The organism is Acidisoma sibiricum, from assembly GCF_057837225.1.
Window position 1 is genome coordinate 257,454 of sequence record NZ_JBYQFD010000002.1, and the last position, 12,183, is coordinate 269,636.

The following is a 12,183-nucleotide window of genomic DNA, read 5'->3' on the forward strand; positions in this document are numbered from 1 at the left end:
CAAGCTGCGCGCCGTATCGACGCGGGTGAAAGAAAGGGTCAGCCCGCCAGCCGCATGATGGCTTTGCGCGCGAGGGGCGTCAGCCCGTCGCCGCCGGCGGCCAGAAGCCCAAGGATCTTGCCGCGCATGCGCGGGTCCCAGAACTTACGGATATGGCTTTCGATGCCCGCTACCGCATCTATATCCGGCTGGGTGGCAAAAAAGGTTGCGATTTGATTGGCCATGGTCACGAGTTTGAGGTCGGCGGCGGCTGGATGCGGCGGGCTCATTCCGCGGCCTCCGCAGCGATTTGCCGTGTCTGCAGGCCGAGCGCGGCATAGTCGCGCTGCGCTTCGGTCGGCCCGTTGGAGGGCGAGACCTGCACGGCGGTCACTTTGTATTCCGGGCAGTTGGTCGCCCAGTCGGAATAATCCGTGGTTACCACATTGGCCATCGTCATCGGATGGTGGAAGGTGGTGTAGACAACGCCCGGTGCGACGCGATCGGTAATCTTGGCGCGCAGCGCGGTTTCGCCCGCTCGGCTGGCGAGCCTCACCCACTGTCCATCTACGATGCCGCGCTGCTCGGCGTCATGCGCATGAATTTCGAGCAGATCTTCCTGATGCCAGGCGGTGTTTTCGGTCCGCCGCGTCTGCGCCCCGACATTATACTGGCTGAGGATGCGCCCCGTCGTCAGCAACAGCGGGAAGCGCGGCCCGACCTTCTCGTCTGTGGGCACATATTCAGTGATGAAGAAACGCCCCTGGCCACGTACGAAGCCGGCTTCATGCATCACCGGCGTGCCGAGGGGAGCGGCGTCATTGCACGGCCATTGCACCGAGCCTTCGCGGTCCAGCTTGTCATAGCTCACGCCGGTGAAGGTCGGTGTCAGGCGCGCGATCTCATCCATGATCTCCGACGGATGCGTATAGGCCATGGGCAGGTCGAGGGCATTGGCGAGCATCTGGGTGATCTGCCAATCTTCGTAGCCGTTCTTGGGCGCCATCACGCGCCGCACGCGCTGGATGCGGCGCTCGGCATTGGTGAAGGTGCCGTTCTTTTCCAGGAATGTGCTACCGGGCAGAAACACATGCGCGAATTGTGCCGTCTCGTTCAGGAACAGATCCTGCACGACGACGCATTCCATGGCCGAAAGCCCGGCAGTGATGTGGCGGATATCGGGGTCGGATTGGGCAATATCCTCGCCCTGGATGTAGATACCCTTGAAGGTGCCGTCGATCGCCGCATCCAGCATATTGGGAATGCGCAAACCGGGCTCGGGGTCCATCGGCACGCCCCAGGCGGTCTCGAAGAGTTCGCGCACACCCGGCGTCGAGACATGGCGGTAGCCCGGAAATTCATGCGGGAAGCTGCCCATGTCGCAGCTGCCCTGGACGTTGTTCTGGCCGCGTAGCGGGTTCACGCCGACACCGGGCCGGCCGATATTGCCGGTCGCCATGGCGAGATTGGCGATGGCCATGACCGAGGTCGAGCCCTGGCTGTGCTCGGTGACACCGAGCCCGTAATAGATGGCCCCGTTGCCGCCGCCCGCAAAAAGCCGCGCTGCTTCGCGGATCGCTTCAGGCGCCACGCCGATGGTCTCAGCCAGCGCCTCGGGGCTGTTGCGGTCCAGCGCCACATATTCCGCCCAGAGTGCGAAAGCATCAGGCTCGCAGCGTTCGGCGACGAAGCGATGATCGACGAGATCTTCCGTCACGATGACATGGGCGAGCGCTGTCAGCACGGCGACATTGGTGCTCGGGCGGATCGGCAGATGCACCGCGGCCGCGATATGCGGCGAGCGCACGAGATCAATCCGGCGCGGGTCAATGACGATGAGTTTCGCGCCCTCCCGCAGCCGCTTCTTCATGCGTGAGGCGAAGACGGGATGTCCGTCGGTCGGGTTCGCGCCGATCAGCAGAATGACATCCGTGTGCTCGACACTGTCGAAATCCTGCGTCCCGGCCGAGGTGCCGAAGGTCTGGCTAAGGCCGTAGCCGGTGGGTGAGTGGCAGACACGGGCGCAGGTATCGACATTGTTGTTGCCGAAACCGGCGCGGATCAGCTTCTGCACGAGGAAGGTTTCCTCGTTCGTGCAGCGGGAGGAGGTGATGCCGCCGACCGCACCTCGGCCAAAACTCGCCTGGATGCGCCGGAACTCCGAAGCGACATGGGTGATGGCCTCGTCCCAGGAGACTTCGCGCCAGGGATCGGTGATCTTCGCGCGCAGCATCGGCTTGGTGATGCGGTCCCGATGCGTCGCATAGCCCCAGGCGAAGCGGCCTTTGACGCAGCTATGGCCGTGATTGGCCTGACCGTCCTTCCAGGGCACCATGCGGACCACGGTGTCGCCACGCATCTCGGCCTTGAAGGCGCAACCGACGCCGCAATAGGCGCAGGTGGTGACGACGGAATGCTCGGGCTGGCCGAGGCTGACGACGGATTTTTCGATGAGCGTGGCTGTCGGGCAGGCCTGCACGCAGGCGCCGCAGGAGACGCATTCGGAAGCGAAGAAGCTTTCATCCATGCCGGGGGAGACGTGGCTGTCAAAGCCGCGGCCGCCGATGGTGAGTGCGAAAGTGCCCTGCACCTCCTCGCAGGCGCGGACGCAGCGCGAGCAGACGATGCATTTGCTGGGATCGAACTGGAAATAGGGGTTCGACAGATCCTTGTCAGCTTCGCAGTGGCTGGCGCCTTCGTCGCCATAGCGGACTTCCCGCAGACCGACCGCGCCCGCCATATCCTGCAACTCGCAATCGCCATTGGCGCCGCAGGTGAGGCAATCGAGCGGATGATCCGAGATGTACAGTTCCATGACGCCGCGGCGCAGCTTGGCGAGCTGCGGGGTTTGCGTGCGCACCACCATGCCCTCGGCCACCGGGGTTGTGCAGGAGGCCGGCGTGCCGGCGCGGCCCTCGATCTCGACCAGGCAGAGGCGGCAGGAGCCGAAGGCGTCGAGCGAATCCGTCGCACAGAGTTTCGGGATTTGCGTGCCCATCTCAGACGCCGCACGCATGATGGAGGTACCGGCGGGTACGCGCCGCTCCTGCCCGTCGATCACCACGCGCACCGTCTCAGCGGCCCGCGACGGTTTGGTGCCGTAGTCCGTCTCGTGGATCAGGCCCATGGGAAGCTCCTCATTCGGCGGCCAGCGGTAGGGGGGTGGCACCGAAATCCTCGGGGAAATGGTTCAGCGCGCTGAGCACAGGATAGGGGGTGAAGCCCCCGAGGGCGCAGAGCGAGCCGAATTTCAGCGTCTCACACAGGTCCCGCAGCAGGCCGAGATTGGCCGCGCGATCACGGTCGGCGATGATGCGGTCGATCACCTCCGTGCCGCGCGTGGAGCCGATGCGGCAGGGCGTGCATTTGCCGCAGCTTTCCAGTGCGCAGAACTCCATCGCGAAGCGCGCCATGCTGGCCATATCGACAGTATCGTCAAACACCACCAGCCCGCCATGGCCGATCAACCCGCCGGCAGCGGTGAAGGCCTCGTAGTCATAGCGCGTGTCGAACAGGCTGGTGGGGAAGTAGGCGCCGAGCGGGCCGCCCGCCTGCACCGCGCGCACCGGGCGTCCGCTCGCGGTGCCACCACCGATGTCGTCGATCAGCTCGCCCAGGGTGATGCCGAAACCTGTCTCGAACAGGCCGCCCTGTTTGACATTGCCGGCGAGCTGCACGGCCATGGTGCCGCGCGAGCGGCCCATGCCGAAATCGGCATAGGCCGGCCCGCCTTCGGCGAGGATGAACGGAATCGCCGCAAAGGACAGCGTGTTGTTGATCACCGTCGGCTGGCCGAACAGGCCGCGCAGCGCGGGGATGGGCGGCTTGGCGCGCACCTGGCCGCGACGGCCTTCGATGCTTTCCATCAGCGCCGTTTCCTCGCCGCAGACATAGGAGCCGGCACCGACGCGAAGCTCGATATCGAAATCCACGTTACTGCCGAGGATGCGCTGTCCCAGCAGGTTCTCACGTCGGGCGGTGGCGAGCGCGTGCTCCATGGCCGCGATGCCATGGGGATATTCGGAGCGGATATAGGCAAAGCCTTTCACGGCGCCGGTAGCGACGGCGGCTATGGTCATACCTTCGATGAGCATGAACGGGTCGCCTTCCAGCACCATCCGGTCTGCGAAGGTGCCGCTATCGCCTTCATCGGCGTTGCAGACGATGTATTTGCGTGGGCCGCTGGCGCGGGCCACCGTCTCCCACTTGATGCCTGTTGGAAAACCGGCGCCGCCACGGCCGCGCAGGCCCGATGCCTTGACCGCTTCGATGGTGCCGGCGCTGCCAAGCGAGAGGGCACGCTCCAGCCCCTTGTAGCCGCCATGGGTGCGGTAGTCGGCCAGCGACAGCGGATCGGTGATGCCGGCGCGGCCGAAAGTCAGGCGGGTCTGCCGCTTGAGGAAGGAGATGTCCTCCACCGGGCCGAGCGCGATGGAGGTCGCCGTGCCATCCAGGATGGCTGCGGCGTCAGCGGGGGTGGCTGGGCCAAAGCCGACGCGCCCTGCGGGTGTCTCCAGCTCCACCAGCGGCTCCAGCCAGAAGAGACCCCGCGAACTGGTGCGGACCACGGTGAGGTCAATGCCGCGGGCCTGGGCGGCCTGGCGCAGCGCTTGCGCCACGCGATCGGCGCCGACGGCGATGGCAGCGGCATCGCGGGGGACGAAGATCTTCATGCCGCGTCTGCCAGGGCCGCCAGCGCCGCTGCATCGAGCCGGCCATGGGGTTCACCGTCCAGCATCGCCGCCGGGGCCGTGGCGCAGAGGCCGAGGCAATAGACCGGCTCTATCGTCAGCCGGCCATCGGCGGTTGTCTCGCCCGCGCTGAGCCCGAGCTGGGCGAGCAGGCGGGCGGCATTCTCCATCGCGCCCATCGCGCGGCAGGCCTCCGCCTGGCAGAGTTTCAGCACATGGCGGCCGGCGGGGGCTGCGCGGAAGTCATGATAGAAAGTGACGACGCCATGGACTTCGGCGCGGCTGAGATTGAGGCGGGCGGCGATCAGCGGCACGGCGGCTTCCGGCACATGGCCAAACGCTTGCTGCATGGCATGGAGAACAGGCAGCAACGGCCCTTCCAGCGTCAACAGAGGTTCCATGATGGACTCGGCGAGCGCCGGATTCCACGTGGCGTGACTGGGCATGGACGTTCCTCTGAGCCGCCGAGACTTGTCGTTGCCCAATGTTTGAAGAGCATCGAACAAGGGCGCAAGAAAGCTGCCCCATGCTGCGATAGCAAAAACCTATGAAGCCCGCCTCGGCCGAGACGTTCTCCACTGCAGTATTGGCCCTTGCGGCGACCGCGTCAGGTACTCTCGCCAATATGCAAGGAGAAGCCGATATCGACGCTTTTGCGCCCGGGGTCCTCGCCGCGGATGCGCGCGACCAGTTTCGTCGCCGCGATCTGGCCCATCTGGTGACGGGGAGAGACGATAGTGGTGAGCGACGGGCGGACCAGCCCGCCGATGCCGAAGCCGTTGAAGCCGGCAATAGCCACCCGGCCGGGAACGGCGATGCCTTGCCGCTGCGCGCAGAGGATGGCGCCCACGGCCAGATCGTCATTCGCAAAGACGATGGCATCCAATTCGGGGGCGGCTTCCAGCGCACGCAGAAAGGATTCCGCCCCGACCTGCGCGCTGGACTTGCACTCATGCGCAAAGGGCGGCCGCTGGCGCAGGCCGTGCCGCGCGAGGCAGCGGTCGAGCCCCTTGAAGCGGTGCAGGGCGCGGTAATCCGCCTGCAGCCGGCCGCCAATGAAGCCGATGTCGCGATACCCGCGGGAGACCAGATGCTCCCCCATGCTGTCGCCGGCCTTGTAATGCGACAGGCCGACATTCATGTCGATCGGACGCGCGCCATGCTCCATCATCTCGATGACGGGGCGGTTCCAGGCTTTCAGCAGGGACCGTGTGCGGTCCGTGTGCTTGAGCCCGGCCAGCATGACGCCGGCCGGCGACCAGCCGAGAAGAGCCGCGACCAGATCCTGCTCGCGGGCCAGGTCATACTGCGTATTGCCAAGCAGCATCTGATAGCCGGCGACTTCCAGAACCTCCTGGATACCCTGGACGACCTCGATGAAGACCGCATTGGAGAGCGAGGGCACGATGACAATGACGGCGCGACTTTCCGCCGTCGCCAGGGCGCCCGCGACCCGGTTGGGCACGTAGCCGAGCGTCTGAATCGCGCTCTCGACGCGGGCGCGCAGGACATCCGAGACAATGGCAGGCGTATTGACGACGCGTGACACCGTGATGGCCGAGACGCCGGCGTGGCGTGCGACATCCTTAAGGGTAATGGCGCTCGGCCGGGTCATCTTACGGCTGAACGGCTGCGCGGTATCGTTCATACCGGCACCCTAGCGCGTTCAATCCGGCTCCGCTATGACGGGTGAGGCTGGTAGCGCTACCAAAACGGCTCAGATAACAAATGTTTGCGGAACCAGAAAACGGGCGGCGACAAAATGGTTGCGCTAACAGACGTGCCTGGGTATAGAGGCTGAAGGCGGCCTTGGCATTTTATAAGAAGCTGTCGCGGAGGAAGCTGAGTGGCATTAACCGCCCCAAGTGACGCCTATTCGCTCGAAACAGGGGCGTATGAGGCGCGTCATCTCATGAAGCGCTACGGCAACGTCGTGGTTCTGCGTGACGTCAGTCTTATGATGAGGCCCGGCCGCGTTCATACCATTATGGGTGAGAATGGTGCCGGCAAGTCGACCGCGTTCAAAATCCTGTCCGGCCTGGTTCGTCCAACAAGCGGGTCTTTGCATCTGAGCGGGGCGGAGCTGTCGCTCGCGTCACCGGCGGCCGCCCATCATGCCGGCATCTATCTGGTGCCCCAGGAGCCGGCCGTCATGCCAGAACTGACGGTCACGGAAACAATGTTTGTCGGACAGTTGCCGACAGTTGGCCGATTCCCGCGCCGCATCGACTGGAAAGGCGCGCGGGTGCGCGCGCTGGAGGCGCTGGCGACCCTTAAACTCGACATTGATCCCGATCAGCTGGCGCGCAATCTCAGCATCGCCCAGCAGCAGCAGCTGGAATGCGCCAAAGCCCTGCTGCGGGGCTGCCGCGTTATTCTGTTCGACGAGCCGACCTCACCTTTGACGACGCATGAGGTCGAGCGGCTTTTCGCGACCATGCGCCGGTTGCAGTCCGAAGGCTATACGCTGGGGTTCATCAGCCACCGCATGGATGAGGTGCTTGAGATATCAGACGATATCAGCGTCCTCCGCGATGGCGCCTTGGTGGATACGGCGGAGAAGAAGGATTTCGATCGTGTGCGGCTGATGTCGCAAATGGTCGGTCGTGAAATGCGCGTGATTCCGCGCCGCCAGATCAGCCACGCGACCAGCACACCTATTCTTCATGTCGAAAATCTGGCGCATGAACCGCGGTTTCAGAACGTAAACTTCACGCTTCACAAAGGTGAAATTCTTGGCTTCGCCGGATTGGTGGGTGCCGGTCGCACTGAAATTGCAGAGACCATTTTTGGTGTCAGACGACGGGACGCGGGCACCGTGAAGCTGGAGGGCGCCGATATCGGCGACCTCAGCACGCGTGACATTATCCGCCAGGGCCTGGTTTATGCGCCGGAAGATCGTGCCAAGCATGGTGCCGTTCTGCCGATGACGATTACCGAGAACCTGACCTCGGGGCTGATCGAGCGCGTCAAGTCAAGCATGGGCCTGCTCAGCCAAAGCGACGAGGACCGTATCGGGGCCGAGACGGTGCTGCGTTACCGCGTGCGCTGCGCCGGTATCGACCAGAAGCTGCGCCAGCTTTCGGGCGGTAATCAGCAAAAGGTGGTCTTCGGCAAATGGATGGGCACGAACCCGAAAGTCGCCATTCTTGATGAGCCGACGCGCGGCGTCGATGTCGGCGCCAAGGATGAGATCTACGAACTGATCGACGGGCTCGCTCAGGAAGGCATGGGGATCATCGTCATCTCATCGGAACTCGAAGAGCTTGTGCGTTTGTGTGACAGGATATTGTCGGTCTACGAAGGGCGCATCGTGGCAGAGCTGCGCGGCGACGAGATTACGCCGGAACGCGTCTCCTCCTCCTATTTGAGCAGTGCCGAGGCTTCCGGCCGATGAAAGCGAGCATGGTCGAACAAAAGACGTTCGCGGTATCGGCGCGCGCTGCGGCCGCGCCAGAGCGCCGCACCAAAATGCGCGGTGAAACGCGCGAGATTACCCTGATTGTCGCGACCATCGTGACGCTGGCGGCGGTCGGACTGTACAGCCATCGCTTCGTCTCTGTGGAAAACATCCGGTTCATGGTGCTGAACTCGGTTGTTCTGTCTTTGGTTGCCCTGGGGCAGACCTGGGTGATTGCGACCAAAGGGATCGATCTCTCGGTCGCACCCATCATGGGCCTGACGGCCGTCGTGACCGGCCTGCTGGCGCAGACGAACGGGCTGCCGCTGTATCAGGCCTTCGCGATCGCACTTGTCATCGGCGCGGTGCTTGGTGCGATCAATGGACTGCTAGTCGCGAAGATAACCATTCCGCCGATCATCGTGACCCTCGGCACCTATAGTATCTATAGCGGCCTGATGTTCATCTATTCCAACGGCACCCAGGTGACATCCGTGCCACCGGCCTATGCGACCTTCGGCAATGGTATCATCGCATCCTGGTTTCCGGTGCCAATCCCCGTGCTGACTTTGGCGGTGGCCGTGCTTATCTGCTGGTTCGTGCTGGGCTACACCTTGTTCGGCCGGGCGGTGCTCGCCATCGGCAATAATACGACGGCGGCCTATAATGCCGGCGTCTCGGTGATCTCAACCCAGGTCTATGTCTATGTCATTTCGGGTGTGCTCGCCGCCCTCGCCGGACTTGTGTTTGTCTCCTATACCGGCTCGGCGACCGTCACGACCGGCACAGGCGACCATGTCGAGCTGCAGTCGATTGCAGTCGCCCTGATCGGCGGCACCGCGATTGCGGGTGGGCGTGGCAATATGCTGGGCACCGTGCTGGGCGGCCTGTTCCTCAGCGTCATCCTGACCGGCCTGGTCTTTATCCATGTTCCGCCGATTTGGTATTCAGCGGGCGAAGGGGCGATGATCCTTCTGACCGTGACGCTTGGCATGCGCAAAACCGCTGCAGGAAAGGCGTCACGATGAAAGACCTTGCCAATACCGTGACCGCGCGGCGCATGGGCTCCCGCTTTCCGCTTGGCGGCTGGGAACGTGCGCTCGTTATTCTGCTGGTCGTTGAGATCCTTGGGTTTTGCGTCGGCATTCCAGGCTTTTACGATGGGCTCGGGTCTTTGCTGGGGCTGACGCAGAACTTCCTGCCCTTCGGCATTGTGGCCCTGGGCCTCAGCGTCGTGATCCTGACCGGCGGCATCGATCTGTCCGTGGGCTCCGTCGCCGGGCTTGGCGCCATCGCCATGGCCGAGCTGTGGCAGGGGGCCCATCTCTCGATCTGGCTTGCCGCGCTATGCGGCGTAATCCTGGGTGCGGTCCTGGGCGGGATCAACGGTTTCATCATCACCCGCTTCAAGACCGAACCGCTGATCGCGACGCTGGCGACGAGCTTTATCTTTGGCAGCATCGGCACTGCCCTTGCGGGCGAATCGCCGCCTTCGGGATTTCCCGATAGTTTCAATGCGCTCGGGCAAGGCCTGATTGGCGGGATTTTGCCCTATCAGCTGCTGCTGTTCGCGGTCCTGGCGATCTTCTTTGCGTTGCTCATGTCGCGTACCGCCTATGGCCGCAAGATCGTCATGGTCGGCTATAACAGCGACGCGGCGCGCTATTCCGGCATTCGTACCGGCCGCATCATCGCCAGCGCCTATATCATCAGCGGTGCCATGGCGGCGCTCGCGGGCATTGTGCTGGCTTCCTATTACAGCGCGGTCCGACCGGATATGGGCGATATTCTTTTGTTGACGACCATTACCATGGTCGTCTTAGGCGGCATCAGCATCTTCGGCGGTGAGGGCAGCATGACCGGTGTCGTGGTCGCCGTTCTTCTGCTCGGCTTTCTGCGCCAGGGCATGCTGATCGCAGGGATTTCGGACATGGTGACCACCATGCTGACCGGCGCGATCCTGCTTGCCGCCATTGCCATACGCAATCTCCTGTCTGGACGTGGAACAGGGATTGCGCTGCTCGTCCGGCGCCTTCGCTTCTGGGGCGCCGACAAGGTGACGGAGCCGGCAAATTGACGGGATCGTCCCGTCAAACAGCTCGGTTGATCAATAAAAAACGCTCAGGGACATAGAATGAAACATCTCAAGAAGGCCGCTTTTCTCGCTGCCGCCATGCTCGGCGTTTCGATGACGGCGCATGCCGCCGATATCGATACATCCAAGCGCATCCATGTGGCGATGGTGCCCAAGCTGATTGGTCTTTCGGTATTCAAGGCCAATGAAAAAGGTGCCGAGGCTGCCGCCAAGGCACTCAACATCAATTTCCTCTATACCGGTCCGGTGACCGCCTCGGCGCAGGGCCAGGTCGACGTGTTCAACAGCCTGATCGCGCGGCGCTTCAACGTCATCACCACGACGTCCAATAACCCGACGGAACTTGCCCCCGCGCTGCGGCGGGCGATGAAGATGGGCATCAAGGTCGTGTCCTATGACAGCGACGTGGCGCCGGATGCGCGCGACTTCTTCATTCAGAACACCGCCTATCCGGCCTTCGGCAAGGCGCTGGTCGATTCGGTTGCCAAATATACCGGCCCGAACGCCAAGATTGCGATCCTCTCCTCGACCCCGGACGCGACCATTCAGAACGCCTGGATCGACGCCCTCAAGACCTATATGAAGGCGACCTATCCGAATATGACGATCGTCACGACGCAGTATGGGCAGTCGAGCCCGTCACAGTCGCTGACCGCTGGCCTCAATATCCTGCAGGCCAATCCGGGCGTGACCGGCATCATCGCGCCCGACGGTGCGGCGGAAGTGGGTGCGGCAGCGGCCGTGCAGAAGCTGGGTCTGACCGGTAAGGTTTTCGTGACCGGCTGCTCGGACCCGGATTCCATTCGCCAATATGTCAAGGCAGGCATCATCAAGGAAAGCCCGCTTTGGGATGAGGTGAAGGAAGGTGAGCTGGTGATGTATGTGTCGCGCCTGGCCTATAACAACGCGATCACCAAGAACAGCACCTTCACGGCGGGCGATCTTGGCACCTTTACCGCCAAGGACGGGGTCATCATTTTCAGTGACCCGCTGATCTTCGACGCTCAGAATATCGACCAGTACCAGTTCTAATCGGCTGCACCGGCTCCGCCCTCGGTAGGGCGGAGCCATTGCCCCGGCAGCGTGCGGCCGTCTTGCAGAAGGGAATGACTATGAAGCGAATTATCTTCACCGGAGGCAGCGGCAAAGCCGGTCGCCATGTCGTGCAATATCTCGTCGACAGCGGCTACAGGGTCCTCAACCTTGACACCAAGCCGCTGGATAACCCGGCCGTACGCACGCTGATCACGGATATCACCGATTCGGGCCAGGTCTTCAACGCCCTGTCGAGCTACACCGGCCTGCATGAATTCGACCCCGATCTGCGGCCTGAAAAGATTGATGCAGTGGTGCATTTCGCGGCGATCCCGCGCATCATGATCACGCCGGACAATGAGGTCTATCGCATCAATGTGATGGGGACCTACAATATCATCGAAGCCGCGGTGAAGCTTGGCATCCCCAAGGTCATCATCGCCTCCAGCGAGACGACCTATGGTATCGTCTTCGCCAATGGCCATCGCGATCCAGAATATTTCCCGCTGGATGAAGAATACCCCGTCGATCCGATGGACAGCTACGCGCTTTCCAAGATCGTCAATGAAAAGACGGCGCAGGCCTTCGCCCGCCGTAGCGGCACCGATATCTACGCGATCCGCATCGGCAATGTGATCGAGCCAAGCGAATACAAGCTGTTCCCGGGATGGTTCGCCAAGCCCGAATTCCGCCGTCGCATTGCCTGGAGCTATATCGATGCGCGCGATCTGGGTCAGATCGTCAAGCTCGGCATCGAGAAGGACGGGCTCGGCTTTCAGATCTTCAATGCTGTCAATGATGACACATCGTCGGATCTGCCGACCGCGGAATTGCTGCGCCGCTATTACCCGAATGTGCCGGTCAAGGGCGAGCTGGGCGAATTTGAAGGGCTTCTGTCCAACAAGAAGACCCGCGACGTCCTGGGCTTCAAGGAAGAGCATAACTGGCGCAAATACGTGCCGGATGCGAAATAGAGGGATATA

The 12,183-nt window shown here is 62.8% G+C and carries 10 protein-coding genes; 5 read left to right on the forward strand and 5 right to left on the reverse strand.

Features of this window, described 5'->3' with window-relative positions; translation table 11 throughout:
- Window positions 1-38: 38 nt before the first annotated feature.
- From AC3G7M_RS19620 to AC3G7M_RS19640, 5 genes are all read right to left on the reverse strand, one after another.
- Window positions 39-269 carry a formate dehydrogenase subunit delta gene (locus AC3G7M_RS19620; protein ID WP_489217076.1) on the reverse strand — a complete coding sequence of 77 codons (231 nt, stop codon included), beginning with the start codon at window positions 267-269 and terminating at the stop codon, window positions 39-41.
- Window positions 266-3,106, reverse strand: coding sequence for a formate dehydrogenase subunit alpha (fdhF, locus tag AC3G7M_RS19625; RefSeq protein WP_489217078.1), 2,841 nt, complete (start codon window positions 3,104-3,106; stop codon window positions 266-268). Before fdhF ends, AC3G7M_RS19620 begins: the two co-directional genes overlap by 4 nt.
- Window positions 3,107-3,116: 10 nt before the next feature.
- The gene (locus tag AC3G7M_RS19630) at window positions 3,117-4,652 is read right to left on the reverse strand and encodes a formate dehydrogenase beta subunit (protein ID WP_489217080.1); all 1,536 of its coding nucleotides are present in this window, start codon (window positions 4,650-4,652) and stop codon (window positions 3,117-3,119) included.
- Complete coding sequence (locus tag AC3G7M_RS19635) at window positions 4,649-5,116, reverse strand: formate dehydrogenase subunit gamma (protein WP_489217082.1); 468 nt, start codon at window positions 5,114-5,116, stop codon at window positions 4,649-4,651. Before AC3G7M_RS19635 ends, AC3G7M_RS19630 begins: the two co-directional genes overlap by 4 nt.
- A gap of 161 nt (window positions 5,117-5,277) precedes the next feature.
- Window positions 5,278-6,318, reverse strand: coding sequence for a LacI family DNA-binding transcriptional regulator (locus AC3G7M_RS19640; protein ID WP_489217084.1), 1,041 nt, complete (start codon window positions 6,316-6,318; stop codon window positions 5,278-5,280).
- Window positions 6,319-6,516: 198 nt separating this feature from the next.
- Between AC3G7M_RS19640 and AC3G7M_RS19645 the strand changes: the two genes are divergently transcribed.
- The 5 genes from AC3G7M_RS19645 to AC3G7M_RS19665 all read left to right on the forward strand — a co-directional run bounded on the left by AC3G7M_RS19645 (window position 6,517) and on the right by AC3G7M_RS19665 (window position 12,174).
- Window positions 6,517-8,067: a sugar ABC transporter ATP-binding protein gene (locus AC3G7M_RS19645; RefSeq protein WP_489217086.1), complete on the forward strand. Its 1,551-nt coding sequence runs from the start codon at window positions 6,517-6,519 to the stop codon at window positions 8,065-8,067.
- A gap of 8 nt (window positions 8,068-8,075) precedes the next feature.
- Window positions 8,076-9,098: an ABC transporter permease gene (locus tag AC3G7M_RS19650; protein WP_489217088.1), complete on the forward strand. Its 1,023-nt coding sequence runs from the start codon at window positions 8,076-8,078 to the stop codon at window positions 9,096-9,098.
- On the forward strand, window positions 9,095-10,147 hold the full coding sequence (locus AC3G7M_RS19655) for an ABC transporter permease (protein ID WP_489217090.1): 1,053 nt from the start codon (window positions 9,095-9,097) through the stop codon (window positions 10,145-10,147). Before AC3G7M_RS19650 ends, AC3G7M_RS19655 begins: the two co-directional genes overlap by 4 nt.
- Before the next feature lie 57 nt (window positions 10,148-10,204).
- Window positions 10,205-11,197: a substrate-binding domain-containing protein gene (locus AC3G7M_RS19660; RefSeq protein ID WP_489217092.1), complete on the forward strand. Its 993-nt coding sequence runs from the start codon at window positions 10,205-10,207 to the stop codon at window positions 11,195-11,197.
- Window positions 11,198-11,277: 80 nt separating this feature from the next.
- The gene (locus tag AC3G7M_RS19665) at window positions 11,278-12,174 is read left to right on the forward strand and encodes an NAD-dependent epimerase/dehydratase family protein (protein WP_489217094.1); all 897 of its coding nucleotides are present in this window, start codon (window positions 11,278-11,280) and stop codon (window positions 12,172-12,174) included.
- The last annotated feature ends 9 nt before the right edge of the window (window positions 12,175-12,183 follow it).

What these genes read in the sequence shown, in the direction of transcription:
- AC3G7M_RS19655 (WP_489217090.1), top strand. Translation starts at nt 9,095, where the DNA reads ATGAAAGACCTTGCCAATACCGTGACCGCGCGGCGCATGGGCTCCCGC.
- AC3G7M_RS19630 (WP_489217080.1), bottom strand. Translation starts at nt 4,652, where the DNA reads ATGAAGATCTTCGTCCCCCGCGATGCCGCTGCCATCGCCGTCGGCGCC.
- AC3G7M_RS19620 (WP_489217076.1), bottom strand. Translation starts at nt 269, where the DNA reads ATGAGCCCGCCGCATCCAGCCGCCGCCGACCTCAAACTCGTGACCATG.
- AC3G7M_RS19635 (WP_489217082.1), bottom strand. Translation starts at nt 5,116, where the DNA reads ATGCCCAGTCACGCCACGTGGAATCCGGCGCTCGCCGAGTCCATCATG.
- AC3G7M_RS19665 (WP_489217094.1), top strand. Translation starts at nt 11,278, where the DNA reads ATGAAGCGAATTATCTTCACCGGAGGCAGCGGCAAAGCCGGTCGCCAT.
- AC3G7M_RS19660 (WP_489217092.1), top strand. Translation starts at nt 10,205, where the DNA reads ATGAAACATCTCAAGAAGGCCGCTTTTCTCGCTGCCGCCATGCTCGGC.
- AC3G7M_RS19640 (WP_489217084.1), bottom strand. Translation starts at nt 6,318, where the DNA reads ATGAACGATACCGCGCAGCCGTTCAGCCGTAAGATGACCCGGCCGAGC.
- fdhF (WP_489217078.1), bottom strand. Translation starts at nt 3,106, where the DNA reads ATGGGCCTGATCCACGAGACGGACTACGGCACCAAACCGTCGCGGGCC.
- AC3G7M_RS19650 (WP_489217088.1), top strand. Translation starts at nt 8,076, where the DNA reads ATGGTCGAACAAAAGACGTTCGCGGTATCGGCGCGCGCTGCGGCCGCG.